Origin of the sequence: Mesorhizobium sp. ESP-6-4 (assembly GCF_020164735.1) — a bacterium.
GTDB lineage: Bacteria > Pseudomonadota > Alphaproteobacteria > Rhizobiales > Rhizobiaceae > Mesorhizobium.
This window is the reverse complement of sequence record NZ_JAIUGS010000004.1, coordinates 147,333-172,983: the sequence shown is the minus strand read 5'-3', so window position 1 is coordinate 172,983 and position 25,651 is coordinate 147,333. Positions and strand designations below refer to the sequence as shown.

27 protein-coding genes are annotated in these 25,651 nt (G+C 63.3%); 17 read left to right on the top strand and 10 right to left on the bottom strand.

From position 1 onward, the window contains the following. Positions 1 to 174: 174 nt before the first annotated feature. The 7 genes from sufB to sufA all read left to right on the top strand — a co-directional run bounded on the left by sufB (position 175) and on the right by sufA (position 6,654). Complete coding sequence (gene sufB / locus LB523_RS10400; protein ID WP_140542626.1) at positions 175 to 1,692, top strand: Fe-S cluster assembly protein SufB; 1,518 nt, start codon at positions 175 to 177, stop codon at positions 1,690 to 1,692. Then, positions 1,689 to 2,372 (top strand): hypothetical protein, encoded by a 684-nt coding sequence (locus tag LB523_RS10395; protein ID WP_224602559.1) that lies wholly within the window; start codon positions 1,689 to 1,691, stop codon positions 2,370 to 2,372. The genes sufB and LB523_RS10395 overlap by 4 nt, the downstream gene beginning before the upstream one ends. An 11-nt stretch (positions 2,373 to 2,383) precedes the next feature. Further along, on the top strand, positions 2,384 to 3,139 hold the full coding sequence (gene sufC / locus LB523_RS10390; RefSeq protein ID WP_140840206.1) for a Fe-S cluster assembly ATPase SufC: 756 nt from the start codon (positions 2,384 to 2,386) through the stop codon (positions 3,137 to 3,139). A gap of 25 nt (positions 3,140 to 3,164) precedes the next feature. After that, the gene (gene sufD, locus LB523_RS10385; RefSeq protein ID WP_224602558.1) at positions 3,165 to 4,436 is read left to right on the top strand and encodes a Fe-S cluster assembly protein SufD; all 1,272 of its coding nucleotides are present in this window, start codon (positions 3,165 to 3,167) and stop codon (positions 4,434 to 4,436) included. Between the two features lie 102 nt (positions 4,437 to 4,538). After that, positions 4,539 to 5,780 (top strand): cysteine desulfurase, encoded by a 1,242-nt coding sequence (locus LB523_RS10380; RefSeq protein WP_224602557.1) that lies wholly within the window; start codon positions 4,539 to 4,541, stop codon positions 5,778 to 5,780. 5 nt (positions 5,781 to 5,785) lie between these two features. Next, positions 5,786 to 6,178: an SUF system Fe-S cluster assembly protein gene (locus LB523_RS10375; RefSeq protein WP_224602556.1), complete on the top strand. Its 393-nt coding sequence runs from the start codon at positions 5,786 to 5,788 to the stop codon at positions 6,176 to 6,178. Between the two features lie 95 nt (positions 6,179 to 6,273). Further along, positions 6,274 to 6,654, top strand: coding sequence for a Fe-S cluster assembly scaffold SufA (gene sufA, locus LB523_RS10370; protein WP_224602555.1), 381 nt, complete (start codon positions 6,274 to 6,276; stop codon positions 6,652 to 6,654). 20 nt (positions 6,655 to 6,674) lie between these two features. On the opposite strand, the gene LB523_RS10365 is transcribed toward sufA, so the two are convergent. Both LB523_RS10365 and LB523_RS10360 read right to left on the bottom strand, forming a co-directional pair. Beyond that, positions 6,675 to 7,133 (bottom strand): RidA family protein, encoded by a 459-nt coding sequence (locus LB523_RS10365; protein ID WP_224602554.1) that lies wholly within the window; start codon positions 7,131 to 7,133, stop codon positions 6,675 to 6,677. A 78-nt stretch (positions 7,134 to 7,211) separates the two neighbouring features. Further along, a complete protein-coding gene (locus tag LB523_RS10360) occupies positions 7,212 to 7,709 on the bottom strand; it encodes a GFA family protein (RefSeq protein WP_224602553.1) in 498 nt (165 codons plus the stop codon). Positions 7,710 to 7,798: 89 nt separating this feature from the next. Here LB523_RS10360 and LB523_RS10355 point away from each other — a divergent pair, with 89 nt between their 5' ends. Continuing rightward, positions 7,799 to 8,122, top strand: a complete 324-nt coding sequence (locus LB523_RS10355) for a TfoX/Sxy family protein (RefSeq protein ID WP_224602552.1) — start codon at positions 7,799 to 7,801, stop codon at positions 8,120 to 8,122. 82 nt (positions 8,123 to 8,204) lie between these two features. On the opposite strand, the gene LB523_RS10350 is transcribed toward LB523_RS10355, so the two are convergent. Beyond that, positions 8,205 to 9,122, bottom strand: coding sequence for a pseudouridine-5'-phosphate glycosidase (locus LB523_RS10350; RefSeq protein WP_224602551.1), 918 nt, complete (start codon positions 9,120 to 9,122; stop codon positions 8,205 to 8,207). A 42-nt stretch (positions 9,123 to 9,164) separates the two neighbouring features. Then, complete coding sequence (locus LB523_RS10345) at positions 9,165 to 10,103, bottom strand: carbohydrate kinase family protein (RefSeq protein WP_224602549.1); 939 nt, start codon at positions 10,101 to 10,103, stop codon at positions 9,165 to 9,167. 280 nt (positions 10,104 to 10,383) lie between these two features. Here LB523_RS10345 and recA point away from each other — a divergent pair, with 280 nt between their 5' ends. Further along, on the top strand, positions 10,384 to 11,481 hold the full coding sequence (gene recA / locus LB523_RS10340; protein ID WP_095765184.1) for a recombinase RecA: 1,098 nt from the start codon (positions 10,384 to 10,386) through the stop codon (positions 11,479 to 11,481). 106 nt (positions 11,482 to 11,587) lie between these two features. Here the strand turns inward: recA and LB523_RS10335 are convergent, their stop codons facing one another. Then, the gene (locus LB523_RS10335; RefSeq protein WP_224602547.1) at positions 11,588 to 11,782 is read right to left on the bottom strand and encodes a hypothetical protein; all 195 of its coding nucleotides are present in this window, start codon (positions 11,780 to 11,782) and stop codon (positions 11,588 to 11,590) included. A gap of 125 nt (positions 11,783 to 11,907) precedes the next feature. Here LB523_RS10335 and alaS point away from each other — a divergent pair, with 125 nt between their 5' ends. Then, complete coding sequence (alaS, locus tag LB523_RS10330) at positions 11,908 to 14,577, top strand: alanine--tRNA ligase (RefSeq protein WP_224602545.1); 2,670 nt, start codon at positions 11,908 to 11,910, stop codon at positions 14,575 to 14,577. Between the two features lie 226 nt (positions 14,578 to 14,803). Here alaS and LB523_RS10325 read toward each other — a convergent pair whose 3' ends face one another. Then, positions 14,804 to 15,430, bottom strand: a complete 627-nt coding sequence (locus LB523_RS10325; RefSeq protein WP_224602544.1) for a glutathione S-transferase family protein — start codon at positions 15,428 to 15,430, stop codon at positions 14,804 to 14,806. A 79-nt stretch (positions 15,431 to 15,509) separates the two neighbouring features. Then, on the bottom strand, positions 15,510 to 16,721 hold the full coding sequence (locus tag LB523_RS10320; protein ID WP_095765188.1) for an NADP-dependent isocitrate dehydrogenase: 1,212 nt from the start codon (positions 16,719 to 16,721) through the stop codon (positions 15,510 to 15,512). A 209-nt stretch (positions 16,722 to 16,930) separates the two neighbouring features. On the opposite strand from LB523_RS10320, the gene LB523_RS10315 reads away from it, so the two are divergent. The 3 genes from LB523_RS10315 to murI all read left to right on the top strand — a co-directional run bounded on the left by LB523_RS10315 (position 16,931) and on the right by murI (position 19,425). After that, positions 16,931 to 17,770, top strand: a complete 840-nt coding sequence (locus LB523_RS10315) for an RNA methyltransferase (protein ID WP_224602543.1) — start codon at positions 16,931 to 16,933, stop codon at positions 17,768 to 17,770. Positions 17,771 to 17,851: 81 nt separating this feature from the next. Continuing rightward, a complete protein-coding gene (locus tag LB523_RS10310) occupies positions 17,852 to 18,457 on the top strand; it encodes a hypothetical protein (protein ID WP_224602542.1) in 606 nt (201 codons plus the stop codon). A gap of 167 nt (positions 18,458 to 18,624) precedes the next feature. Then, on the top strand, positions 18,625 to 19,425 hold the full coding sequence (gene murI / locus LB523_RS10305; protein ID WP_224602541.1) for a glutamate racemase: 801 nt from the start codon (positions 18,625 to 18,627) through the stop codon (positions 19,423 to 19,425). Between the two features lie 3 nt (positions 19,426 to 19,428). Here the strand turns inward: murI and LB523_RS10300 are convergent, their stop codons facing one another. Beyond that, positions 19,429 to 20,820, bottom strand: coding sequence for an RNB domain-containing ribonuclease (locus LB523_RS10300; protein ID WP_224602540.1), 1,392 nt, complete (start codon positions 20,818 to 20,820; stop codon positions 19,429 to 19,431). Between the two features lie 163 nt (positions 20,821 to 20,983). On the opposite strand from LB523_RS10300, the gene LB523_RS10295 reads away from it, so the two are divergent. Continuing rightward, positions 20,984 to 21,166 (top strand): DUF3008 family protein, encoded by a 183-nt coding sequence (locus tag LB523_RS10295; protein ID WP_095765193.1) that lies wholly within the window; start codon positions 20,984 to 20,986, stop codon positions 21,164 to 21,166. Between the two features lie 66 nt (positions 21,167 to 21,232). Here the strand turns inward: LB523_RS10295 and LB523_RS10290 are convergent, their stop codons facing one another. Continuing rightward, complete coding sequence (locus LB523_RS10290; RefSeq protein ID WP_224602539.1) at positions 21,233 to 21,385, bottom strand: hypothetical protein; 153 nt, start codon at positions 21,383 to 21,385, stop codon at positions 21,233 to 21,235. A gap of 417 nt (positions 21,386 to 21,802) precedes the next feature. On the opposite strand from LB523_RS10290, the gene rpsD reads away from it, so the two are divergent. From rpsD to LB523_RS10275, 3 genes are all read left to right on the top strand, one after another. Then, positions 21,803 to 22,420, top strand: a complete 618-nt coding sequence (rpsD, locus tag LB523_RS10285; protein WP_140840172.1) for a 30S ribosomal protein S4 — start codon at positions 21,803 to 21,805, stop codon at positions 22,418 to 22,420. Positions 22,421 to 22,532: 112 nt separating this feature from the next. Further along, a complete protein-coding gene (gene ttcA, locus LB523_RS10280; protein WP_224602822.1) occupies positions 22,533 to 23,417 on the top strand; it encodes a tRNA 2-thiocytidine(32) synthetase TtcA in 885 nt (294 codons plus the stop codon). Next, positions 23,407 to 24,234 (top strand): inositol monophosphatase family protein, encoded by an 828-nt coding sequence (locus LB523_RS10275; RefSeq protein ID WP_224602538.1) that lies wholly within the window; start codon positions 23,407 to 23,409, stop codon positions 24,232 to 24,234. The genes ttcA and LB523_RS10275 overlap by 11 nt, the downstream gene beginning before the upstream one ends. Positions 24,235 to 24,280: 46 nt before the next feature. Here the strand turns inward: LB523_RS10275 and LB523_RS10270 are convergent, their stop codons facing one another. Further along, positions 24,281 to 25,504 (bottom strand): multidrug effflux MFS transporter, encoded by a 1,224-nt coding sequence (locus tag LB523_RS10270; protein WP_411966454.1) that lies wholly within the window; start codon positions 25,502 to 25,504, stop codon positions 24,281 to 24,283. Between the last annotated feature and the right edge of the window lie 147 nt (positions 25,505 to 25,651).

Below are 25,651 nucleotides of genomic sequence, written 5' to 3'. Positions count from 1 at the left end.
TCAGGCTTTAGGGCCTGGTAGAGCCGTGCGTTTTGTCCTGGCCGGGTGAATTTCCGGCGGACACGCACTATATGAAACTTACTCCGCCGCGAGTCCCTCCCTGGGACGCGATTTCGGCGGTGCCATAGTTTGAAAACTGCCGGGCCTTGACCCCGGCGTGGATGGAGAACGCTTATGCCTGCTGTGCAGGAGACGATCGATCGGGTTCGAAAGATCGACGTCGACCAGTATAAATACGGATTCCAGACAGAGATCGAGATGGACAAGGCCCCCAAGGGCCTTAGCGAAGACATCATTCGCTTCATCTCGGCCAAGAAGGATGAGCCGGACTGGATGCTGGAATGGCGTCTGGGGGCCTATCGCCGCTGGCTGACGCTGGAAGAGCCGACCTGGGCGCGCGTCCACTATCCGAAGATCGATTTCCAGGACATCCACTACTACGCCGCGCCGAAGAGCACGCCGGGGCCGAAGTCGCTGAGCGAGGTCGACCCCGAATTGCTCAAGGTCTACGAGAAGCTCGGCATTCCGCTCAAGGAGCAGGAAATCCTGGCCGGCGTGCAGAAGACCGATGCCTCGGAGCTCGAGGAAGCCAGCGACAACGTCTATAAATCGGGCCGCGTCGCGGTCGATGCCGTGTTCGATTCCGTTTCGGTGGTCACCACCTTCAAGAAGGAACTGGCGCAGGCGGGCGTCATCTTCTGCTCGATCTCGGAAGCGATCCGCGAGCATCCGGAGCTGGTGAAAAAATATCTCGGCTCGGTCGTGCCGACCTCCGATAATTTCTACGCGACGCTGAATTCGGCAGTGTTCACCGACGGCTCGTTCGTCTTCGTGCCCAAGGGCGTTCGCTGCCCGATGGAGCTGTCGACCTATTTCCGCATCAACGAGAAGAACACCGGCCAGTTCGAGCGCACGCTGATCATCGCCGAGGAGGGGGCCTATGTCTCCTATCTCGAAGGCTGCACGGCACCGCAGCGCGACGAGAACCAGCTGCACGCTGCGGTGGTCGAGCTGATCGCGCTCGACGATGCCGAGATCAAATATTCGACGGTGCAGAATTGGTACCCCGGCGACGCCGAGGGCAAGGGCGGCATCTACAATTTCGTCACCAAGCGCGGCGATTGCCGCGGCGATCGCTCGAAGATCTCGTGGACGCAGGTCGAGACCGGTTCGGCGATCACCTGGAAATATCCGAGTTGCATCCTGCGCGGCGACGATTCCAGCGGCGAATTCTATTCGATCGCGGTGTCGAACGGTTATCAGCAGGTCGATAGCGGCACCAAGATGATCCATCTCGGCAAGAACACGTCGAGCCGCATCATCTCCAAGGGCATTGCCGCCGGCTTCTCGCAGAATACCTATCGTGGCCAGGTCTCGGCGCATCGCAAGGCGACCAACGCGCGCAACTTCACCAATTGCGACTCGCTGCTGATCGGCGACCAGTGCGGCGCGCACACCGTGCCTTACATGGAAGCCAAGAATTCGACGGCGCAGTTCGAGCACGAGGCGACGACCTCGAAGATCTCCGAGGACCAGAAGTTCTACGTCATGCAGCGCGGCATCCCCGAGGAAGAGGCGATCGCGCTGATCGTCAACGGCTTCGTCAAGGACGTCATCCAGCAGCTGCCGATGGAGTTCGCCGTCGAGGCGCAGAAGCTGATCGGCATCAGCCTCGAGGGGAGCGTGGGGTGAAACTCTTCGGCCGTAAAACGGCGGCACTGCAAAGCTCGGAAGGGGTTCAGCAAGACGTTGAATCTCCTATGGCTGCGTGGTTTTCGTCCCTGGCTGGAAGACCTGCCTCGGATTTCGGAGGCCGGGAACGGATTTTCATGGAAATTTGGCGTCAATTCTGCGCTTTCCGGTCAGGCGTAGACGCATCTGAGCTAAGCTATTTTCACAGCACCTCGTGGTGGGGGGAATGGCGGGAATGGCCCGACTACGTGAGCGGTACACTGGGTGGTTTATCCGGCGTGGCTACCAAATCCGCTACCAAGCGGGAAGATAGATTTGACGTGGATACGTTGCACCTTGTCAGCAACTATCTGCCTGCAAAGGGAACCTGTCTTACTTGGTACGATAGGTTGAAATCGCTAGGTTTCGACTATGATCACGGACAAGCCGCAGAGCGGTTTGGTGGTGACTACACCGGCAACTTCAGGATGACGTTCTTCTACTTTGTCGATGAATCAATTTTTCTAAATGGCCGTAGGCTTCGTACCCAAGTCGATCCCGTTGAGGCGAGCAAATCCGCCGATCTTAAGGTCCGGCACAGTTATGTGCACAACGTGATCGATTTGGCTATGGAGTTCGGTGAATGGATCCACTTGGACGATCAGGGGAAGTTTGCCCTCACCCCCTGGCGAGTTAACTAGAGAAAAGAACAATGCTTGAGATCAGAAACCTGCACGCCCGCATCGTCGACGACGGCACCGAGATCATCCGCGGCCTGAATCTGACGGTGAAAGCCGGCGAGGTCGCCGCCATCATGGGGCCGAACGGCTCGGGCAAGTCGACGCTTTCCTATATCCTCGCCGGCCGCGAGGACTATGAGGTCACTGAAGGCGACATCCTCTATAACGGCCAGTCGATCCTGGAAATGGATCCGGCCGAGCGCGCCACCGCCGGCATCTTCCTCGCCTTCCAGTATCCGATGGAGATACCGGGCGTCGCGACCATGGAATTCCTGAAGGTGGCGATGAACGAGCAGCGCAAGGCGCGCGGCGAGGAACCGCTGAAGATCCCGGAATTTTTGAAGCGCGTGAAGGACGCCGCAGCCTCGCTCAACATGGACATGAACATGCTGAAGCGGCCGCTCAATGTCGGCTTTTCCGGCGGCGAGAAGAAGCGCGCCGAGATCCTGCAGATGAAGCTGCTTGAGCCGAAGCTCTGCGTTCTCGACGAAACCGATTCCGGCCTCGACATCGACGCGCTGAAGATCGTCTCGGACGGCGTCAACGCACTGCGCTCGCCGGACCGGGCCATCGTCGTCATCACCCACTACCAGCGCCTGCTCGAGCACATCGTGCCTGATACGGTGCACGTGCTCTACAGGGGCCAGGTGATCAAGTCGGGCGACAAGTCGCTGGCGCTCGATCTCGAGGCCAATGGCTATGCCGGCGTGATCGGGCAAGCCGCGTGACATGGGAGCGGTCGAGGCAAAAGTCATGAACATGCATGCACAGCCCCAGCGGACCTTGGCCGAGACGGCGCTGATCGACGCCTTCGGCGAACGGCTGTCGCTGCTGCCCGGCGACGGCGCGGTGATGGTCAAGCGCGACGATGCGATCGAGGCGATCAAGCACGGCCTGCCGACGCGCCGCGTCGAATCCTGGCATTATACGGACCTGCGCCGGCTGCTGACGTCGGTGCCGGCTTTCGAGGCCGGCGCCGTCGTCAAGGCGCTTGCGCCCGTTCTTGAAGGCTCGGCCGTGCTGCCGGTGCTGAACGGCGTCTCGCAGATGAAGCTAACGGAGATCGACGGCGTGACGGTGCAGCGCCTGTCGGAGAAGCTGACCGACGGCAGCGTCGCGCCCGGCCTGGATCCCTATGGCAGCGACGACGCGATCGGCGCGCTGAACACGGCTTTCGTCGCCGACGGCTATTTCGTCGATATTGCCGACGGCGCCGAGCTGGAAAAGCCGGTCGAATTGCAGAACCTGCAGGCCGGCGGCCAGTCGCATGTGCGGCTGCTGGCGCGTGTCGGCGCCGGTGCGAAGGCGATTGTCGTCGAGCGTCAGGCAGGCGAGGGCGACGAGGCGCTCGTCTCTTCGGTCAGCCAGCTCGTGATCGGCGACGGCGCCGAGGTGACCTGGCTCATCGTGCAGGAGCAGCCGGACACGGCCACGCATCTCGCCCAGTTCAAGGCGCATATCGGCAAGGACGCGAAGCTGACGCTGTTCGTCATGAACGCCGGCGGCAGGCTCGTGCGCCAGGAGGTCGTGGTCAGGACGACAGGCGAGGGCGCCGACTTCAAATTGCGCGGCATCAATCTTCTCGCCGGCGACACCCACACCGATGTGACCATGGTGCTCGACCATGCCGTGCCGCACACCACGTCGACCGAAGTGATCCGCAACGTGGTAACCGGCAAGGCGCGCGGCGTCTTCCAGGGCCGCATCAACGTGCATCAATACGCGCAGAAGACCAACGCCAAGATGGCCTGCAACACGCTGCTTCTGTCGGATGACGGCGAGTTCTCGACCAAGCCGGAGCTGGAGATCTTCGCCGACGATGTCGTCTGCGGCCATGGCGCGACGGTCACCGAGATCGACCACGATCATCTGTTCTACCTGATGGCGCGCGGCATCGACGAGAAGTCGGCGCGGGGTCTCCTGGTGAAGGCGTTCGTCGCCGAAGTGATCGAGGAATTGGACGACGAGGCGCTGGTCGAAGCGCTGGAAGCGCGGCTCGACGGCTGGTTTTCGACGCACGGCTAGCGCCTAACCTTCGCCCCTTGTGGGAGAAGGTGGATTGGCGCGAAGCGCCAAGACGGATGAGGGTGTTGGACGGAGTGAGGCGGTGCCTCGGAAGAGCTTGTGATGGACCAGAAGATCGAAACCGCTCCCTATGACGTCGAGGCGATCCGCCGCGACTTCCCGATCCTGTCGCGCCAGATCTATGGCAAGCCGCTGGTCTATCTCGACAATGGCGCCTCGGCGCAGAAGCCGCAGGTGGTGCTCGACACCATCCAGCACGCCTATTCCCAGGAATACGCCAACGTGCATCGCGGCCTGCATTTCCTGTCGAACGCCGCAACCGACGCTTATGAGAATGCGCGCAAGTCTGTGCAGCGGTTTCTCAACGCGCCAAGCACCGACAATATCGTCTTCACCTCCAACACCACCTCGGCGATCAACACGGTCGCCTATGGCTGGGGCATGCCGCGGATCGGCGAGGGCGACGAGATCGTGCTCTCGATCATGGAGCACCACTCCAACATCGTGCCCTGGCATTTCATCCGCGAGCGGCAGGGCGCGAAGCTCGTCTGGGTGCCGGTCGACGATCTCGGCGCCTTCCACATCGAGGAATTCGAAAAGCGCCTGAGCAACCGCACCAAGCTGGTCGCCATCACCCAGATGTCGAATGCGCTGGGCACGGTGACGCCGATCAAGGAGATCGTGCGCATCGCGCATGCGCGTGGAATTCCTGTCCTCGTCGACGGCAGCCAGAGCGCCGTGCACATGCCGATCGACGTGCAGGATCTCGACTGCGATTTCTTCGTCTTCACCGGCCACAAGGTCTATGGCCCGTCGGGCATCGGCGTGCTCTACGGCAAGAAGGACAGGCTGGAAGAGATGCGGCCTTTCATGGGCGGCGGCGAAATGATCGAGGAAGTGACGGAAGACATCGTCACCTACAACGAGCCGCCGCACCGCTTCGAGGCCGGCACGCCGCCGATCGTCCAGGCGATCGGCCTGGGCGCCGCGCTCGACTATATGGAGAAGGTCGGCCGTGAGCGGATCGCCGCGCACGAGGCGGACCTCAAGGCTTACGCGCATGAGCGGCTGCGGGCGATCAACTCGCTGCGCATCTTCGGCGACGCGCCCGGCAAGGGCGCCATCATCTCGTTCGAATTGCAGGGTATCCATGCGCATGATGTGTCGATGGTGATCGATCGGCAAGGTGTCGCGGTCCGGGCCGGAACGCATTGCGCCCAGCCGCTGTTGAAACGCTTCGGCGTCACCTCCACATGCAGGGCATCGTTCGGCATGTATAATACCAGAGCCGAAGTCGATGCTTTGGCCGAGGCCCTGGAAAAGGCGCGAAAGTTCTTCGGGTGATGATGATGGACGACATGAGCACCACCGCGGAAAAAGCGCCGGAAACGGCCGCGAACGGCATCGTTTCGGCCTCGGCGATCCCCGCCGACGAGCTGGCGCGGCTGACCGACGACATCGTTTCGGCGCTGAAGACCGTCTACGACCCGGAAATTCCGGCCGACATCTATGAGCTCGGCCTCGTCTACAAGATCGACATCGAGGACGACCGTTCGGTCAAGATCGATATGACGCTGACCGCGCCGGGCTGCCCGGTGGCCGGCGAGATGCCTGGCTGGGTCGAGAACGCCGTCGGCGCCGTCGAGGGCGTGTCCGGTGTCGAGGTCGCCATGGTGTTCGATCCGCCATGGACGCCCGACCGCATGTCGGAAGAAGCGCAGGTCGCGGTCGGGTGGTATTGAGGCCGATGGCCTTGCGCCAGTCGTAAAACTTCACCATTTTAGGTGAGAATCATTCGGCAGGCCTTGAACCTGCATGGAATGGAGAAGGAAAAAATATGGGACGCTTCGCCGTCATCACCATGACCGACAAGGCCGCCGACCGCGTGCGCGAGATCGTGGCTGCGCGCGATAGCGCGCATGGCATCCGGCTCGGCATCAAGAAAGGCGGTTGCGCCGGCATGGAGTACACGGTCGACCTTGTGACCGAGCCGAATCCCAAGGACGACCATATCGAACGCGACGGCGCGCATGTCTATGTCGCGCCGGAAGCCGCGCTCTTCCTGTTCGGCACCGAGATGGATTTCGAGCAGACCACGCTGCGCACCGGCTTCACCTTCAAGAATCCGAACCAGAGCTCGGCCTGCGGCTGCGGCGAATCCGTCGAGCTGAAGCCTGCCGACCTCAAGGCGCTTGCCGAGGCACGCGCCTCGGCCTGATCAGGCGCCAACGCTCCCGCTCAGTCCGGCAATGCGGCGATGACGACAAGCTCGACAACAAGATCTGGCTGCGCCAGGGCGACGACGCCGATTACCTCCGATGGCGGCGGGTTGTTGTAGCTGCAGTGCTTCGGGCAATGTTCGGCAAAGAATTCGTCCAGCACGTCCAGACGAAAGTTGGGTGAGCTGAGAACGCCGCCGGACGGAAAAGGCCCTTTGACGTAGAACGTCACCTTGACCAAATGATCAAGCGAGCTGCCAAGTTCCTCCAGGTCCGACTTGATGTTGGCCAGGATTTCGCGCCACTGCGTTGCCGCGTCGCCGACAGCACCGCCCTGGTGTTTCGAGGGATCGTAGTCGTCGACGGTGGCGGTGTTGCCGGACAGAAAAACATATCCCTTGGCGTCCGAGACGACCGTGCCCTTGCCCCAAGGCATCAAACGATCGCCTTTGAATTTCTTGTGCGTCGTGAGGTTCATTTCTGCCTCCTGTCGCCAAATGGTTGTCTTGATGCAATTCCGGGCGGAAAACTGCTGCGCAGCTTTGCTGGAATTGCCCTAATCAACCCACATCCCTGTCCGCCTGTGCCAGTCGGCGATCGATTCCTCCGGATAGACGTCGAATGCCTTGTCGTTCTTGCCGACGACCGGCTCGACCCAGTTCGCCTTGTATTTCAGCATCAGATGCACCTTTTCTGGCGGTGTCGGCAGGTCGGTGTCGATCGCCGAGGCGAAGGGGTGAACGAGGTCCGGCCACGTCGGGTCGTAGAGCCAGAGTGCTGCGCCGCATTTCCTGCAGAAATTGCGCTCGCCGGTCGAGACCTCGCAATGCGGATGCTCGTCGTCCTCGATCTCGGCCCGGTAGACGCCGAGATTGCGCTTGCCCCTGATATCAAGCGTCTCGTAGTCGGCGCCGAGATTGATGGCGAACCCGCCGCCGCCCTGCTGCTTGCGGCAGATCGAGCAGTAGCAGAGCATGAAGGGCACAGGCGTGTGGCTCTCCACCTCGAAGCGGACGGCGCCGCAGCGGCAGGAGCCTTTGAGCAGGACGGGCATGGCGGGAACTCCGTTTTCAGATTTCAACCTGTCAGCATGCTTTTGGTTGCGGCGATGACAAGGCCGGTGACGGATGAGATGATCGCGGCATGGACAATGCGCGTCTTGAAGAACTGTTCGAAAGCCTTGGACCGATCGCCATCCGAAAACTGTTCGGCGGCAAGGGCATCTATTGCGACGGCGTTATCGTCGCGGTCGTCGTGCGTGGCGAGCTGATGCTCAAGGCGGACGAGGAAACAATTCCCGACTTCGAAGCCGCCGGCTGCAAGCAATGGACCTATACCGGCTCGCGCCACGGCAAGGAGGTGGCGATGCCCTATTGGAGCATTCCCGACGAGGCCTTCGATGATCCTGACGAGATGGCAGTGTGGGCGCGGCGGGCTTATGAAGCGGGACGAAGGGCGGGGAAGTGAAAGTTAGAAATGCTGGCGGGACAGAGGGGGTGTGAAGGAACTCGGCCATTGCGGTTGGCCGGGCTGCCGCAACTTGAACGTTCTATAACGCCTTGGCGATCTCCGCCGCCAGCCGCGCATTGTTCTCGACCAGCGCGATGTTGGTCTTGAGGCTGCGACCGCCGGTCAGCTTCAGGATCTTCGACAGCAGGAACGGTGTCACCGCCTTGCCGGTGACGTTGAGCGCCTCGGCAGCCTTTTGCGCGGCCTGGATGTAGCCGTCCATCTCGGCGGCCGGGATTTCGTCATTCTGCGGCACCGGGTTGGCGACGAGGATGCCGCCGCCCAGGCCCAGCGCTTGGCGCGTTCTGTAGAAATGCGCGATGTCTTCCGGCGCATTGAGCGTCAACGGCGCGCGGAAGGGCGACTGCCTCGACCAGAAGGCGGGCATCGTCTCGCAGCCATGGCCGATAACCGGCACGCCGCGCGTTTCCAGCACTTCCAGCGTTTTCTCGATGTCGAGGATCGCCTTGGCGCCGGCCGAGACGACGATGACCGGCGTGCGCGCCAGCTCGTCGAGGTCGGCCGAGATATCGAAGCTTTTCTCAGCGCCCTTGTGGACGCCGCCAATGCCGCCGGTGGCGAACACTTTTATGCCGGCCATATGCGCGGCGATCATGGTCGCCGCAACCGTGGTGCCGCCGGTGCGCGTTTGAGCGACCGCGAAACCGAGATCGGCGCGCGACAGCTTCATGGCGTCACCGGTCATGGCAAGCGATTCGCGCTCGCCGTCGGAGAGGCCGACCTTGATACGGCCCTGGACCACGGCGATCGTCGCCGGTACCGCGCCGCCATCGATGATGATCTGCTCGACCTTGGCGGCCATGGCGCCATTGTCGGGGTAGGGCATGCCGTGGGTGATGATGGTGCTTTCCAGCGCCACCATGGGCCGGCCGGCGGCAAGCGCCTCCGCCACGGGCGGATGGATATCGACGAAGGGGCGGGCGGTATCAGGCGTCATGGCTGTCTCCGATCCGAAGGGATTGCTTCGGCAGTGGTGGCCCTATGCCACTTCCCGCGGCTCCGGCACAAGGGCAAGCGCCTGCGTGAAGTTGGCGATCGTGAAGGACGGCACGGCCTGCGGGCTCTCTATGGCGAGCATCGCCGCGGCAAGGCCTTCGCGCAGCGCGGCGCGCAGCGGCAGGCCGCGCAGCAAGGCGGCGACGGTTGCGCCGGTCAAGGCGTCGCCGGCGCCGGTCACGTCGGCCACCTTGCGCGGCGCGGGCGGATCGATCTCGAAGCTTCCGGTGTCGTCGAAGCCCAGCACTGGAGCGCTGCCGGACGTGACCGCGCCGGCATTCAGGCCTGCCCGCCTGAGCGCGTCGACGAGGGCCTTGCCGGATGGCTCGGCGCCGACCAGCGCGGCGGCTTCGCGGCGGTTCATGAAGAGCAGCGACAGGTTGTCGAGCAGCGGCGCCAGGCGGACGACCTTGGCCGGCGAGACGGCGATGGCGAAGACCGGCCGGCCGCCGGCAAGCGCCAGCAGACGCTCCAGCGCCGCCGTCGGCAGGTTGGCGTCGCACAGGATGGCGTCGGTGGCGGCGATCGCCTCGCGCACCTTGGCGCGCCTTATTTGTTTGGGGAAGGCTAGGTCGTAGAGCGCCATGTCGGCAAGCCCGACGATCAACTCGCCTTCGGCATCGATCAGCGCCGTGTAGCTCGGCGTCGTGCGGTCGAGGAACACCACCGAAAGGTCTTTTATCCCGGCGTTGTCGATCGCCGAGGCGACTGTGTCCGCCGCAGCGTCACCGCCACGCACCGAGATCAGCGAGGCCGACACGCCGCGCTTCACCACGCTGCGCAGCGCGTTGAAAACCACGCCGCCGACGTCCTCGCGCATGATGCCGGGATTCGAAGCCGCGGGCACATAGACGCCCGAGACCTGGCCGCGCCGGTCGATATGGGCGCCGCCGAGCGCCAGGATTGCTGGGGATGTCGGCATTTCGGGTCGGTGACTTTCGTTGATCGTGCGGCCGCACACTAGGTTTCTGCGCGTCGCCCTGCAATCGGGGTTGCGATTCGGACGGCCGGGTATCGAAATCTCTTCTGGACCGGTGGTTGCACTCCGCACCAGCCCTGGTGAGACAAAAATAGAACAAATCCAGATATTGATTATTTTTCAGATATTTGTTGCCCCTTGCCAAATGAGAACAAAAAAGGTACAAAACAAGCAGGGATCACGGATTGTCCGGCCTTCATTGACGACCAAGGGGTGATGTATCATGGCTCAGAATTCTTTGCGGCTTGTAGAGGATAAGGCAGTGGACAAATCAAAGGCTCTGGACGCGGCGCTGTCGCAAATCGAGCGCGCGTTCGGCAAGGGCTCGATCATGCGGCTCGGCGCCAACGAGCAGGTGGTCGAGATCGAAACCGTGCCGACCGGCTCGCTCGGCCTCGACATCGCGCTCGGCGTCGGCGGCCTGCCGCGCGGCCGCATCATCGAGATCTACGGGCCGGAAAGCTCGGGCAAGACAACGCTGGCGCTGCACACGGTGGCGGAAGCCCAGAAGAAGGGCGGTATCTGCGCCTTCGTCGATGCCGAGCACGCGCTCGATCCGGTCTATGCCCGCAAGCTTGGCGTCGACCTCGAAAACCTTTTGATTTCGCAGCCCGATACCGGCGAGCAGGCGCTGGAGATCTGCGACACGCTGGTGCGTTCGGGCGCCATCGACGTGCTGGTCGTCGACTCGGTGGCGGCACTGACGCCGCGCGCTGAAATCGAGGGCGAGATGGGCGATTCGCTGCCCGGTCTTCAGGCTCGCCTGATGAGCCAGGCGCTGCGCAAGCTGACCGCCTCGATCTCGCGTTCCAACACCATGGTCATCTTCATCAACCAGATCCGCATGAAGATCGGCGTCATGTTCGGCTCGCCCGAGACGACCACCGGCGGCAACGCGCTGAAATTCTACGCCTCGGTGCGCCTCGACATCCGCCGCATCGGCTCGGTCAAGGACCGCGACGAGGTCGTCGGCAACCAGACCCGCGTCAAGGTGGTGAAGAACAAGCTGGCCCCGCCCTTCAAGGTGGTTGAGTTCGACATCATGTATGGCGAGGGCGTGTCGAAGACCGGCGAGCTGATCGATCTCGGCGTCAAGGCCGGCGTCATCGAAAAGTCGGGCGCCTGGTTCTCCTACAATTCCCAGCGCCTCGGCCAGGGTCGCGAGAACGCAAAGCTGTTCCTACGCGACAATCCCGACACGGCGCGTGAGGTCGAGCTTGCGTTGCGCCAGAATGCCGGACTGATCGCCGAGAAATTCCTCGAGAATGGCGGCTCCGAAGGCGGCGACGACGGTTTTGAGGACGAGGCCGGCGCCTTGTAAAGGGCGTGCCCCGGGGATTTTGGGGTCCGCGTGGTCCGAGGGCGCCCGAGAGCAGTTGGTTGGCTTAGCCGGAGTTCGGCCACAATCCTGGTTTATCGGCTTGTGCTTATGTAATCGAGTTCTTGAGTACTGCGTACCCGAACCGCCGGCCTTCGCGCCGGCGGTTTTGCGTTTTGCGGGCGATGTTGAGCCGCCGCTCGTCGGCCGATTGGCCGCACTGCAATGAATTCAGGCAATGCGCTTTGGTCCATGCTTGTGCCTGTCGTTTTCCCAAAACCGCTTGCGCGGTTTTGAGCGACACGCCTGTTTTCCGTGTTTCTGGACAGGCACAAGAGCTATCGCTAAAAGGCCAATCTATCTTCTGAAACACCAAAGCCCATTTGCCGCCGGCCAGGCCGGCGGTTCTTGCGAAAAAGGCAGTATGCAATGAGTGGCGTGAACGACATCCGGTCGACATTCCTCGACTACTTCCGCAAGGAGGGCCACGAGATCGTCGCCTCCAGCCCGCTGGTGCCGCGCAACGATCCGACGCTGATGTTCACCAACGCCGGCATGGTGCAGTTCAAGAACGTCTTCACCGGGCTGGAGAAGCGCCCCTATTCGCGCGCCGCGACTGCGCAGAAGAGCGTGCGCGCCGGCGGCAAGCACAACGACCTCGACAATGTCGGCTACACGGCGCGCCATCTCACCTTCTTCGAGATGCTCGGCAATTTCTCGTTCGGCGACTATTTCAAGGAGCGCGCGATCGAGCTTGCCTGGAACCTGATCACCAAGGAATTCGGTCTGCCGAAAGACAAGCTCTTGGTCACCGTCTATCACACCGACGACGAGGCGGCGGGTTATTGGAAGAAGATCGCCGGCTTCTCCGACGACCGCATCATCCGCATCCCGACTTCCGACAATTTCTGGGCGATGGGCGACACCGGCCCATGCGGGCCGTGTTCGGAAATCTTCATCGACCGCGGCGAGCATATTTGGGGCGGCCCGCCCGGCAGCCCGGAAGAGGACGGCGACCGTTTCCTGGAATTCTGGAACCTGGTGTTCATGCAGTATGAGCAGGTGACGAAGGAAGAGCGCATCGACCTGCCGCGTCCCTCGATCGACACCGGCATGGGCCTGGAGCGCATGGCCTCCATCCTGCAGGGCGTCGAAAGCGTCTTCGAGACCGACCTGTTCAAGCATTTGATCGACGCGACGTGCTCGGCGCTCGGGCACGGCCACAACCAGGAGAATGCAGCATCCTTCCGCGTCATCGCGGACCACCTGCGCTCGTCCTCTTTCCTGGTGGCCGACGGCGTGCTGCCTTCCAACGAGGGGCGCGGCTATGTGCTGCGCCGCATCATGCGCCGCGCCATGCGCCACGCGCAGCTGCTCGGCGCCAAGGATCCGCTGATGTGGCAGCTGGTGCCGGCGCTGGTGCGCGAGATGGGCCAGGCCTATCCCGAGCTGGTGCGCGGCGAGGCGCTGATCACCGAGACGCTGAAGCTCGAGGAAACACGCTTCCGCAAGACGCTGGTGCGCGGCCTCGGCCTGCTTTCGGACGCGACCGAGACGCTCAAAGCCGGCGATATGCTGGACGGCGAGACCGCTTTCAAGCTCTACGACACCTACGGCTTCCCGCTCGATCTGACGCAGGATGCGCTGCGCCAGCGCAGCATCTCGGTCGATATCGCCGGCTTCACCGACGCGATGGAGCGGCAGAAGGCCGAGGCGCGCGCGCATTGGGCTGGCTCGGGTGAAGCCGCGACCGAGACGGTCTGGTTTTCCGTGCGGGAAAAGACCGGCGCGACCGAGTTCCTCGGCTATGAGACCGAGCAGGCCGAAGGCATCGTCCAGGCGCTGGTCAAGGACGGCAAAGCGATCGATAGCGCGTCCCAGGGCGACGCGGTCGCCGTGATCGTCAATCAGACGCCGTTCTATGGCGAATCCGGCGGCCAGATGGGCGATACCGGCGTGATCTCCGGCGAGGGCTTCTCGATCCAGATTTCCGATACGCAGAAGAAGGCCGACGGCCTGTTCGTGCATCTGGGCAAGGTGGCCAAAGGCACAGTCAAGACGGGTGTGGCTGTCGAACTCAAGGTCGACCACGCCCGCCGCTCGAAGCTGCGCGCCAACCATTCCGCGACGCATCTCATCCACGAGGCGTTGCGCGAGGTGCTGGGCACCCATGTCGCGCAGAAGGGCTCGCTGGTGGCGCCGGACCGGCTGCGCTTCGACATCTCGCACAACAAGCCGATCTCGGCCGACGAGCTCGAAGAGGTCGAGCGCATGGCCAACGAGATCGTCGTCCAGAACAGCCCGGTGACGACGCGGCTGATGTCGGTCGACGACGCCATCGCCGAGGGCGCCATGGCGCTGTTCGGCGAGAAATATGGCGACGAGGTGCGTGTCGTGTCGATGGGCACCGGCCTGCATGGCGCTAAGGCCAATCGTCCCTATTCGGTCGAACTCTGCGGCGGCACGCATGTGAAATCGACTGGCGATATCGGCCTTGTGCGCATCCTGTCGGACAGCGCGGTGGCGGCCGGCGTGCGCCGCATCGAGGCGCTGACCGGCGAGGCGGCGCGCAAGCATCTCGACGAGCAGGACAGGCGGCTGAAAGCCGCGGCGGCGACCTTGAAGATCTCGCCGGCCGATGTGCCGGCTCGCGTCGAAACATTGCTTGAGGAACGCAAGAAGCTCGAAAAGGAACTCAGCGAGGCGCGCAAGAAGCTGGCGCTTGGCGCCGGCCCGGCCGTATCCGATGCTCCGCCCACCAACGAGACCGTCGCCGGCGTCGGCTTTCTCGGCAAAGCAGTCAGCGGCGTCGCGCCGAAGGACCTGAAGCCGCTGGCGGACGCCGGCAAGAAGACGCTTGGCTCCGGCGTGGTCGTCTTTGTCGGCGCCGGCGAGGACAACAAGGCGAGCGTGGTCGTCGGCGTCACCGACGATTTGACCGGCCGCTTCAGCGCCGTCGATCTCGTGCGCGTCGCGTCCGCCGCGCTTGGCGGTCAAGGCGGCGGCGGCCGGCCCGACATGGCGCAGGCCGGCGGCCCCGACGCCTCCAGGGCCAACGACGCGATCGCGGCGGTGAAGGCGGCGCTGGAGGCGGCTTAAGGGAGCGAGACCGGCCCAGTTCGAGCCGGCTCCAGTCTGCCAAAGGCGGCGCTGCCCCTCATCTGCCTGCCGGCATCTTCTCCCCGTTGAACGGGGAGAAGGGCGCTGTCACATAGGCTTTCGCCAATAGCCAGCGTTGCAACCGCTTCTTTCTCTCCGTTTTTACGGGGAGAAATGCCCGACAGGGCAATGAGGGGCTGCGCCAGCGCCTCGCAAATTCGCTCGGCTAAGCGACCTTTTCCGTCCGCATAAAGCTCGGCCGTCCGGCTATCCGCGCATACCAATCGCGCATATCTGCAAACCTTGCCATCAGATCGCGCCCTTCCGCGACCTTGACGAAATAGGCGACGATCGGTGCCGCGTGCAGGTCGGCCAGTGTCAGTTGCTCGCCTAGCAGCCACGGCCCTTTCGCCTTCAGCGATGTCAAAACCTTGAGCACCGTCTCAGCCTGGCTCAGTCCGCTGGCGATCAGCTGCTCATCCGGTTGCGTTTTCTCCAGCCGCTCGACGGCGACGTCCCAGACCATGGCACGATAACCATAGGCGTCGAGCATGCCGCTGATCTGGACCATCCTGGCGCGGCCGCGCGCGTCGACCGGCTGCAAGGCCGGGCCGTCGAAGGCTTCGTCGACATAGCGCGTGATCGCACCGGTCTCGAACAGTCGAAAACCGTCGTGCTCGAAGGCCGGGATGCGGCCGAAAGGGTGATGTTCCAGATACCAGGCCGGGATGCCTTCGGCGGCGAAGATGTCGAGGGGAACGAGCTCGTAGCCGACGCCTTTCTCCTCCAGCGTCATCCGTGCGATGCGCACATAGACGCTGTAGTCCGCGCCGTAGAGAATTGGCTTGGCCATCGATCAGCGCTCCCCTCCGCTCGTCGGAGTACCAAAAAAGAAGGCTCCTTCCGGAGCCTTCGGTATGCCGAATGTGGGTTTACCCCATCGCTTTCTGCAAATTCTCGTCGATCTTGTCGAGGAAGCCGGTGGTCGAGAGCCAGGGCTGGTCGGGACCGATCAGCAGCGACAGGTCCTTTGTCATGAAACCGCTCTCGACGGTCTGGATACAGACCTTTTCCAGCGTCTCGGCGAAGCGCTTGAGCTCGGCATTGTCGTCGAGCTTGGCGCGGTGGGCGAGGCCGCGCGTCCAGGCGAAGATCGAGGCGATCGAATTGGTCGAGGTTTCCTCGCCCTTCTGATGCTGGCGGTAGTGGCGCGTCACGGTGCCGTGCGCGGCTTCCGCCTCCACCGTCTTGCCGTCCGGCGTCATCAGCACCGAGGTCATCAGGCCGAGCGAGCCGAAGCCTTGCGCCACGGTGTCGGACTGCACGTCGCCGTCATAGTTCTTGCAGGCCCAGACATAGCCGCCCGACCATTTCAGGCTGGAAGCGACCATGTCGTCGATCAGGCGGTGCTCGTACCAGAGTTTCCTTGCCTTGAACTCGGCCTCGAACTCCTTCTCGTAGACCTCCTGGAAGATATCCTTGAAGCGGCCGTCATAGGCCTTGAGGATGGTGTTCTTGGTGGACAGGTAGACCGGGAAATTGCGCAGCAAGCCGTAGTTCAGCGAGGCGCGGGCAAACTCACGGATCGACTCATCGAGATTGTACATGGCCATGGCCACGCCGCCGCCCGGCGCGTCATAGACGTCATGCTCGATGACCTGGCCGTCCTCGCCGACGAACTTGATCGTCAGCTTGCCTTTGCCGGGGAACCGGAAGTCGGTGGCGCGGTACTGGTCGCCGAAGGCATGACGGCCGACGACGATCGGCTTGGTCCAGCCCGGCACCAGGCGCGGCACGTTCTTCATGATGATCGGCTCGCGGAAGATGGTGCCGCCGAGAATGTTGCGGATGGTGCCGTTGGGCGACTTCCACATCTTCTTCAGCTTGAATTCCTCGACGCGCGCCTCGTCGGGGGTGATCGTCGCGCATTTCACGCCGACGCCCCATTTCTTGATGGCATTGGCCGAATCGATCGTCACCTGATCGTTGGTGGCGTCGCGGTGCTCGATGCCGAGATCGTAATATTCCAGCTTCAGGTCGAGATAGGGGTGGATCAGCTTGTCCTTGATGAACTGCCAGATGATGCGGGTCATCTCGTCGCCGTCGAGCTCGACGACCGGGTTCGCCACCTTGATCTTCGCCATGGAAAGAATGCCTCGTTGCTGGGGGATCTGAACGGCCTTGCCCGCATGGCTTCGGCCGGGGATGCGGAGCGTATATCAAAGGCTTTTTCAGCGCGCAAACCGCGATCCGCGCCGGGGCAGACGGGTGCCGCTGTTGTGAATGCTTCATTTTTCGATCCGGATGTGGCAGGGGACGCCGAAACGCCGCAAACCCCGGTTACCCACAACCCATGCCAGCCATCGAAGACACAACCAAGACCGGACCGGCGATCATCCTGGTCGAGCCACAGCTCGGCGAGAATATCGGCATGGTCGCGAGGGCCATGGCGAATTTCGGCTTATCCGAGCTCAGGCTGGTCAACCCGCGCGACGGCTGGCCGAGCGAGAAGGCGCGCGCGGCCGCCAGCCGCGCCGACCATGTCATCGACGCCACCAGGGTGTTCGACGATCTGCCCTCGGCGGTCGCCGACCTGAACTTCGTCTTCGCCACGACAGCGCGCGAGCGCGACGGCTTCAAGCCGGTGCGCGGTCCGGTGGAAGCAGGCAGGGCGCTAAGGGCGCGCAGCGAGGCCGGGCTGCGCACCGGTATCCTGTTCGGCCGCGAGCGCTTCGGCCTTTACAATGACGAGGTCGGGCTCGCCGACGAGATAGTCACCTTTCCGGTCGATCCCGGCTTTTCCTCGCTCAACATCGCCCAGGCGGTGCTGCTCATGTCCTATGAATGGATGAAGTCGGGCCTCGCCGACGAGACCCAGACCAACTTCTCCGGGCCGGAGCTGGTACCGGCGCCCAAGGAGCAGCTGCACAGCCTGTTCGCCTACCTGCAAAACGCGCTGGAAGCGCGCGGCTATTTTCGCCCAGAAGAAAAGAAGCCGAAGATGGTCGACAATCTGCGCGCAGTGCTGACGCGCCCGGGCTTCGCCGAGCCCGAGCTCAAGGTGCTGCGCGGAATCATTTCCTCGCTCGACAGGTTTTCGCCGGCCATGCCGCGCGGCGACGGCTCGCCCGGCGACGATCCGAGACGATTGCCGGCCGGCGCGCGCAGTCGCGCCAAAGACGAAGAAAGTTAAGATCGGTAAGCTGTGAGCATTTGAAGTAACCGAATTTTATTCGGTTGCGCCTCATCCTTGCTGCAATAGTGGGGGTGGCACATGTTTACGTCCAATATTGGTCGACTGCGCTTTTTCCTTTACTCTCTCGGTCTCGCCGTAGCCGAAACCGTGGTGATCGTCATCTGCATTGTCAGCACGATCGGTTTCGAAGGGCTGCTCAATTCAGGGCCGGGTCCGTCGCGCCAGGGCATGGCAGGCGCGGTTCTCATCGCCTCTCTCATCTTCGTCGCGCTTCGCGGCAACATCGCCTCGCGCCGCACCCGCGACGCCAACGGACGCCGCTGGATCCTGTGGGCCTACATCGCCCTTTCGGCCGTCTACGCCCTTCTGCAGGCAGGCGTGCTGCTGGTCGTCAAATTCGGCGACCCCGAGAGCATTCCGGGCGGGCTGAACCTGCTTGGGTTTTCGGTATTCGGCCTCTGGTGCACGATTTGGTGGGCGAAGCCCGTCGCGGGCAGCAACATCGATGAGTTGACCGATGTCTTCGACTTCGATGGCCCGCTGCCGGCATCGACGCGCGCTGCACACGCCGCTGCGCCGGCCGCTCCGCGCGCCGCGGTTGCCGCTTCAGCCGCTCACATTCCGCCCGCGCCGCAGCCCTTCGGCAGGCCGCGCCCCGCCGGCTTTGGCAAGCGCGGGATATGAGTGAGATAGAGCATGATGTCGTCCGAAAACCGCTTGGCACTTTTCGGCATCATGTTCTAGCGACTGCGCAAAAGCTGCTCGCATTCGCCTCTTCAAGACCACGATCATTCGCGATAGAAGCGCGTCGGTCCAATTCCGGGCCTGTCGTTTCTCATAACCGGATGACAATGAGCGATCGATCAAGCGAGCGCCCGATCCTGATGTTCGATTCCGGCGTCGGCGGGCTGACCGTGCTGCGCGAGGCACGCGTGCTGATGCCCGACCGCCGCTTCGTCTATGTCGCCGACGACGCGGCGTTTCCCTATGGCGCCTGGGAAGAGCCGGCGCTCAAGGAACACATCCTTGCGCTGTTCGGCAAATTGCTCGACCGGCTCCAGCCGGCGATTTCGGTCATTGCCTGCAATACAGCCTCGACGCTGGTGATCGATGCGCTACGCGACAAATTCCCCGGCCATCCCTTTGTCGGCACCGTTCCGGCGATCAAGCCGGCGGCCGAACGCACCCGCTCCGGCCTGGTATCGGTGCTGGCGACGCCGGGCACGGTGAAGCGCCAGTACACGCGCGACCTGATCAGCAAATGGGCGCAGAAATGCCATGTGCGCCTGGTCGGCAGCGATCGGCTGGCGGGGCTCGCCGAGATCTATATGCGCCAGGGTTTCGTCGACGAAGAAGCCGTGCGTGCCGAAATTGCGCCCTGCTTCATCGAGCGCGACGGCAACCGCACCGACATCGTCGTGCTTGCCTGCACGCATTACCCGTTTCTCGCCAACCGCATGCGCAAGACCGCGCCCTGGCCGGTCGACTGGATAGATCCGGCCGAAGCGATCGCGCGGCGCGCCATGTCGCTGCTTGAACCCGTTGGGGACACATCCGGCGTAAGTGAGCCCGATCTTGCCGTCTTCACCTCGGGCAAGGTGGATTTCGCCACGAGGCGGCTCATCCAGGGCTTTGGACTGACCGCGCCTTAGCGCTCAAGCCGGCGCGGCAGGTTCGAAGACGATGCTGCGTTGATCCGGATCGGCCGAAACCAGCCTTAGCGTCAGGCCGTCGCCCTGTCTGAGCCCTGAAGCCTTCACGCTGGCAACGACCGGCATGTCGGCAAGCTGCACGCGCACGCCACGGTCGACGAAGTCGGTGACGACGGCCTCGAACGTCTCGCCCTCATGTCCCTTGAGCATGACCGCCTCGGCAAGGTCGATTGCCGCGTGGCTGATCTGCGAGGCACGGGCATCCGCGCGCCCCATCACCTTCGGCAATCTGGCGAAGGCGTCGGTGACGGCCTGCGGCACGGGCTGGCCATTGGCGATCGCCAGCGCGCAGCGCAGGACGTAGCGATCGGCCAGCCGCCTGAGCGGCGCGGTGGCGTGGGCATAGGTCGCGGCCATCGCCTCATGCCAGGGGACGGTGCCCTCCTGATAGGGTTGGTAGGACGCGCCGTTGCCTGCGCGGCGGATTTCCAGCATTAGCGCCGCCTGTTTCGGGTCGGCCGGATCGAGCGTGCGTTGATAGTCGCGCAAGCTGGTGGAGGCCGGCCAGGACAGGCCGAGCGCCTGTGCCGCGTTGCGCAGCCGTTGCACCTTTGAGGCGTCCGGCCCCGGCATCACCCGGAACAGTCCGGTCTTGTGGGCCAGCATGGCGTCGGCAATCGCCATATTGGCGGCCAGGGAAAGTGCTGCATTGTCCTGCTCGGATTGCAGCAGCGGCCTGAACGAAAGCCGGAACGTGCCGTCGACGAGCCTTTCCACCTCCTGCTCGGGCGGATCGACGCGCGAAGCGCCGCGGCGTTGTTCGTTTGCCGCCATACGCCGCGCCAGTTCCGCGAAGCCGGCCGGAACGTCGGCGGCCCGCACGCTGTCATAGGCGAGCTTGGCGCGGCTTTGGATGATGGCGCGCTCCGCGCCATCCAATTTCACCGCACCGTCCTCGGCGACCCGAACGGTGAAGACGACTGCCGGACGCGGCCCATCGGGCAACAGGCTTGCCGCGGCCTCGGCGAGCACCGGCGGGTAGAGCCCGGCCCTGCCGTCCGGCAAGTAAAGTGTCTCGCCCCGGCCCCAGGCTTCGAGATCAATCGCGTCGCCGTCCTCGACGAACCAGGCCACGTCGGCAATGGCATAGTGCAAGAGAAGATCGCCGCCGCTGGCCTCGATCGAGAAGGCCTGGTCGAGATCGGTGGAACTCGCCGGATCGAGCGTGACGAAGGGCATTGCCGTCCGGTCGGCATGCTGGTCGGGCACACGCTTTGCCGCCGCCTCCGCCGCGGCGATTACCGCAGCCGGAAATCCATCCGGCACGTGGAATTCTGCGCGGATTTCCGCAAGGCCGGTGGAAAGCGCCTGTGAGGGATCGTTCAGGGATTTCATGCAACCGTCCTACACTGGCATTCCGGGCGCGGGAAGGCTTGCCAGGATCCCGCCAAGGTCGGCCGCCTAATGGCCAACTCACGCAGCCGGCGGGCCGAGCCGCTGCCGCTGGAACTGCCGCTTCAGCCCGGCGTTTCTTCTCACAGCAAAGGGAGAAACCGCCATGCCCGCCAAATCGCAAGCCCAGCAAAAGGCCGCCGGCGCAGCGCTGTCCGCCAAGCGCGGCGAGACGAAGAAGAGCGAGCTCAAGGGCGCTTCGCGCGAAATGTATGAATCGATGAGCGAAAAGCAGCTCGAGGAGTTCGCCGAGACCAAGCGCAAAAGTCTGCCCAGCAAGAAGTCGTAGGTCGAATGAAAGGCCCGCGGCGTCGGCCGCGGGCCTCCGTCAACTCTTTTTTTGGCGCAAGATGAGCTAGCGGCGCCACCAGCAGCGTTTGATCTTGTAGCGGATGACGTGGCGATGGCCGTGGCGCCAGACCACTCTTTTCGTCACCACGACGCGGCATATCTGCCTGTGGCCGCTCCAATGCCTGGCCATGGCAGGTTCCGGGGTCATGACCGCCATAGACCCCGCCAATACAGCGGCCCCGGTCAGGGTAAGGAAGAACTTCTTCATGGGAATTCGGACTCCTCTGCTCCAGTCCCTTCATTTAAGATGGCAGAGCAGGGCAGCTCCTTGAAAGCACAAGCCGCTCTGCTGCCGACGGCCTTCGCCACAACCGGCACCGCACGCCACGCGGGAAATTATCGGGTTGCGACCCGCGCTGCCAGCCGTAAGCTTGACACCGGTTAAATCTCTGTTTAACAGGCCCACCAACACCGGGTGGCGACGCCCGGTGGTTTCTTTTGACGTGTCCCGTGGGTTTTCCGTCGCTTTGCGTAGAAAACCCTGTCAGGTCTCGAAAACGGAGGCCAGAGGAGGGCGCGTTTCCTTCGCCCGGAGCCATGGGGCTCCGGGTATATTGTTTTGAAAGGGAATGCGATGAGCAAGCGCGAATCCGCGAAATACAAGATCGACCGCCGTCTCGGCGAAAATATCTGGGGCCGCCCGAAGTCCCCGGTCAACAAGCGTGAATACGGCCCCGGCCAGCACGGCCAGCGCCGCAAGGGCAAGCTTTCCGACTTCGGCCTGCAGCTGCGCGCCAAGCAGAAGCTGAAGGGTCACTATGGCGATGTTTCGGAAAAGCAGTTCCGCAAGGTTTATGAAGAGGCCAACCGCCGCAAGGGCGATACTTCCGAGAACCTGATCGGCCTGCTCGAGTCGCGTCTCGACGCGGTGGTCTACCGCGCCAAGTTCGTGCCGACCATCTTCGCCGCCCGTCAGTTCGTCAACCACGGCCATGTCAACGTCAACGGCAAGCGCACGAACATCGGCTCGTATCGCTGCAAGCCGGGCGACGTTATCGAGGTGCGCGAGAAGTCGAAGCAGCTCGTGATCGTGCTGGAATCGGTCGCTCTCGCCGAGCGCGACGTGCCGGACTACATCGAAGCCGACCACAACAAGATGACCGCGACCTTCGCTCGCGTTCCCGGCCTTTCGGACGTTCCGTTCGCCGTGCAGATGGAACCGAACCTGGTCGTCGAATTCTACTCGCGCTGATCGACATCAATCAGCCGGTGCATCCAAGGCCGCCTTTCGAGGCGGCCTTTTCTTTGGCGGTCAGGTCCGCTAAGCCGGGCGCCAACAGAACCATGGGGCCGGCGCCATGAATATGCTGCCAGATGTCAAATCCCTCGAGGCGATCGACGATGAGACCGACGGCGGTTTCCACCCGCTGTTCCGCGACGTGCCGTCCTCGGTCGAGTTCAACAAGCTGCGCAAGCGGCTGTTGAGGCTCACCCGCCAGGCGATCGAGGATTTCGCCATGGTGAAGCCGGGCGAACGCTGGCTGGTGGCGCTGTCGGGCGGCAAGGATTCCTACGGCCTGCTGGCGCTTTTGCTCGACCTCAAATGGCGCGGCCTGCTGCCGGTCGAGCTGCTTGCCTGCAATCTCGACCAGGGCCAACCGAATTTCCCGAAGCACATCCTGCCCGGCTATCTCAACGCCAACGGCATTGCCCACCGCATCGAATACCAGGACACCTATTCGGTGGTGACCGACAAGCTGCCGCAGGGCAGCACCTATTGCTCGCTTTGCTCCCGGCTGCGGCGCGGCCATCTCTACCGCATCGCGCGCGAGGAAGGGTGTTCGGCGCTGGTGCTTGGCCATCACCGAGAGGACATCCTCGAAACCTTCTTCATGAACCTGTTCCATGGCGGGCGTCTCGCCGCCATGCCGCCCAAGCTCCTCAATGACGAAGGCGACGTCATGGTGCTGCGGCCGCTCGCCTATAGCGCCGAGGCCGACCTCGAAAAATTCGCCAACGCGATGAAATTCCCGATCATCCCGTGCGACCTCTGCGGCAGCCAGGAAGGGCTGCAGCGCAACGCCATGAAGGCGATGCTCGACGACATCGAGAAGCGCATGCCGGGCCGCAAGGACACGATGATCCGCGCGATGGCCAATGTAAGGCCCTCGCATCTCATGGACAGGAAGCTGTTCGACTTCGCGGGCCTCGATGCAAACCCGGGACAAGACATTTCTGATGCGATTTGACGATAACGCGATCGACTGGCTGGCCGAGCTTCTCGCCGGTGCCGCAAACGCCGAAATCATGCCGCGCTTCCGCCGGCTGGGCGAGGGCGACGTGCGCCAGAAGACGTCCGCCGCCGACCTCGTCACCGAGGCGGACGTCAACGCCGAAAGGCTGATCACCGCCCGGCTGCGTGAACGTTATCCGGACGCCATGGTGGTCGGCGAGGAAGCCTGCTCCGATAACCCGGCGCTGCTGTCTGGCCTTGGCGATGCTGCGCTTGCCTTCGTCATCGATCCGGTCGACGGCACCTTCAATTTCGCTTCCGGCGTGCCGCTGTTCGGCGTCATGGCCGGCGTCGTCGTCAACGGCGAGACCGTCGCCGGCATCATTCATGACCCGGTGGGCAAGGACTGGCTGATCAGCGCCAAAGGCGCCGGCAGCCATATCCGCCATGCGCATGGCGCGCTGGAGAAGGTTCGCGTCGCGGCGCCGGTGCCGATGTCGCAGATGACCGGTTCCGTTTCCTGGCAGTTTCTTCAAGAGCCCGAACGCTCGCGGCTCGCCCGCAACCAGACCAAGACGCTGTCGCAATTCGCCTATCGCTGCGCGGCGCATGAATACCGGCTTCTGGCCAGCGGCCACGCCCATTTCGTGCTCTACAACAAGCTGATGCCGTGGGATCATCTCGCGGGCGCGCTGATCCACCAGGAGGCCGGCGGCTACGTCGCGCGCGTCGACGGCAGCGCCTACCTGCCCTCGCATGTCGATGGCGGCCTGCTGGTGGCACCGGACAAGCAAAGCTGGGACGAGTTGCGACACGAGCTCTGGGCCGAGTAGGGGCCCGTGCCGGCTCTGGCCGGCAAGGGTGCCGGCCACACAGCGTCTAATGCAGATCGGTGACGTGCCCCGATACTGGGGGATTGTGGGGCTGGAACATCTTGCCACGCTCGGCGATCAGGATCATCAGCAAAGCGGCGACCGAGACGCTGCAGAAGCCGGCGGCCAGAGGGGTAACCGTGCCATTATAGGCCTGGCCGATCGCCGCGCCGATGAGGGCACCGAGGAAGGTCTGCATGAAGCCCAGGATGGACGCGGCGGTGCCGGCGAGCTCGCCGAGCGGTTCCATGGCCAGGGCATTGAAATTCGCGCCCAGTCCGCCGAATGGCAGCATCGCGCCGGCAAAGAAGGTGACGAAGAGCCAGAGCGGCATCTGCATCTCCAGCGAGACCACCAGCCAGGCAAGGCTGATGCACAGGAAGACAAGCAGCGCGCCTTGCGATAGGCGGCGCATGCCGATCTGTCCGACCAGCCGCGAATTCAGATAGTTCGAGAAAGCCAGCACGCCGGCGACGCCGGCAAAGATCAGCGGGAACAATTCGCCGACATGGAAGATGTCGATATAGATCTGCTGGGCCGAGCTGATGAAGCCGAACATGGCCGCGAAGATGAAGGTGCTGGCAAAGGCGTAGCAAAGCGTGAGGCGGTTGGTGAGCACGATGCGGAAGCCGCCGGCGACGGAGCTTACCGTCAGCGGCCGGCGATATTCCGGATGCAGCGTCTCGGGTAGGCGCAACAGCGCCCACGCCGACACGACCAGCGCACCGATGGCCATGGTGACGAAAATCCAATGCCAACTGGCAAACAGCATGACGAACTGGCCGATGCCGGGCGCGACCACCGGAATTGCCATGAACACCATGAAGATCAGGGACATCACCTCGGCCATGCGCCGCCCTTCGAACGTGTCGCGCACGATCGAGACGGCGATGACGCGGGTCGCCGCCGCGCCGAAGCCTTGCATCAGGCGGCAGGTCAGCAACAGGGCGAAACTCGGCGCGACGGCGGCGGCAGCCGCGGCGGCGACGTAGACGACAAGGCCGAAGACCAATGGCGCACGGCGCCCGAAGCGATCCGAAATGGGTCCGAAGAAAAGCTGTCCGCCGCCGAAGCCAAGCATATAGGCGGTGATCACATATTGGCGGTGGTTCTCGCTCTCGACGCCGAGCGAGGCGCCGATCTGCTGAAGCGCCGGCAGCATGATGTCGATGGCCAGGGAGTTGAGTGCCATGAGCGCCGCGCAGAGCGCGATGAATTCCCAGCGCGGAATGGGCAAGCTTGTTGCCGATTGCTGCGCTGCTGCCTGCTTGTCCACCGCGAAATCCGATTCTTCAAACGAACATGCGCCGGATTACCGGCGCATCCATTCGTCTCGTTCTCAAATCCGAGAACTACAATGCCGAGGTGGGGGCGGCCC

What these genes read in the sequence shown, in the direction of transcription:
- sufB (WP_140542626.1), top strand. Translation starts at nt 175, where the DNA reads ATGCCTGCTGTGCAGGAGACGATCGATCGGGTTCGAAAGATCGACGTC.
- sufC (WP_140840206.1), top strand. Translation starts at nt 2,384, where the DNA reads ATGCTTGAGATCAGAAACCTGCACGCCCGCATCGTCGACGACGGCACC.
- sufD (WP_224602558.1), top strand. Translation starts at nt 3,165, where the DNA reads ATGAACATGCATGCACAGCCCCAGCGGACCTTGGCCGAGACGGCGCTG.
- LB523_RS10380 (WP_224602557.1), top strand. Translation starts at nt 4,539, where the DNA reads ATGGACCAGAAGATCGAAACCGCTCCCTATGACGTCGAGGCGATCCGC.
- LB523_RS10375 (WP_224602556.1), top strand. Translation starts at nt 5,786, where the DNA reads ATGGACGACATGAGCACCACCGCGGAAAAAGCGCCGGAAACGGCCGCG.
- sufA (WP_224602555.1), top strand. Translation starts at nt 6,274, where the DNA reads ATGGGACGCTTCGCCGTCATCACCATGACCGACAAGGCCGCCGACCGC.
- LB523_RS10365 (WP_224602554.1), bottom strand. Translation starts at nt 7,133, where the DNA reads ATGAACCTCACGACGCACAAGAAATTCAAAGGCGATCGTTTGATGCCT.
- LB523_RS10360 (WP_224602553.1), bottom strand. Translation starts at nt 7,709, where the DNA reads ATGCCCGTCCTGCTCAAAGGCTCCTGCCGCTGCGGCGCCGTCCGCTTC.
- LB523_RS10355 (WP_224602552.1), top strand. Translation starts at nt 7,799, where the DNA reads ATGGACAATGCGCGTCTTGAAGAACTGTTCGAAAGCCTTGGACCGATC.
- LB523_RS10350 (WP_224602551.1), bottom strand. Translation starts at nt 9,122, where the DNA reads ATGACGCCTGATACCGCCCGCCCCTTCGTCGATATCCATCCGCCCGTG.
- LB523_RS10345 (WP_224602549.1), bottom strand. Translation starts at nt 10,103, where the DNA reads ATGCCGACATCCCCAGCAATCCTGGCGCTCGGCGGCGCCCATATCGAC.
- recA (WP_095765184.1), top strand. Translation starts at nt 10,384, where the DNA reads ATGGCTCAGAATTCTTTGCGGCTTGTAGAGGATAAGGCAGTGGACAAA.
- alaS (WP_224602545.1), top strand. Translation starts at nt 11,908, where the DNA reads ATGAGTGGCGTGAACGACATCCGGTCGACATTCCTCGACTACTTCCGC.
- LB523_RS10325 (WP_224602544.1), bottom strand. Translation starts at nt 15,430, where the DNA reads ATGGCCAAGCCAATTCTCTACGGCGCGGACTACAGCGTCTATGTGCGC.
- LB523_RS10320 (WP_095765188.1), bottom strand. Translation starts at nt 16,721, where the DNA reads ATGGCGAAGATCAAGGTGGCGAACCCGGTCGTCGAGCTCGACGGCGAC.
- LB523_RS10315 (WP_224602543.1), top strand. Translation starts at nt 16,931, where the DNA reads ATGCCAGCCATCGAAGACACAACCAAGACCGGACCGGCGATCATCCTG.
- LB523_RS10310 (WP_224602542.1), top strand. Translation starts at nt 17,852, where the DNA reads ATGTTTACGTCCAATATTGGTCGACTGCGCTTTTTCCTTTACTCTCTC.
- murI (WP_224602541.1), top strand. Translation starts at nt 18,625, where the DNA reads ATGAGCGATCGATCAAGCGAGCGCCCGATCCTGATGTTCGATTCCGGC.
- LB523_RS10300 (WP_224602540.1), bottom strand. Translation starts at nt 20,820, where the DNA reads ATGAAATCCCTGAACGATCCCTCACAGGCGCTTTCCACCGGCCTTGCG.
- LB523_RS10295 (WP_095765193.1), top strand. Translation starts at nt 20,984, where the DNA reads ATGCCCGCCAAATCGCAAGCCCAGCAAAAGGCCGCCGGCGCAGCGCTG.
- LB523_RS10290 (WP_224602539.1), bottom strand. Translation starts at nt 21,385, where the DNA reads ATGGCGGTCATGACCCCGGAACCTGCCATGGCCAGGCATTGGAGCGGC.
- rpsD (WP_140840172.1), top strand. Translation starts at nt 21,803, where the DNA reads ATGAGCAAGCGCGAATCCGCGAAATACAAGATCGACCGCCGTCTCGGC.
- ttcA (WP_224602822.1), top strand. Translation starts at nt 22,533, where the DNA reads ATGCTGCCAGATGTCAAATCCCTCGAGGCGATCGACGATGAGACCGAC.
- LB523_RS10275 (WP_224602538.1), top strand. Translation starts at nt 23,407, where the DNA reads ATGCGATTTGACGATAACGCGATCGACTGGCTGGCCGAGCTTCTCGCC.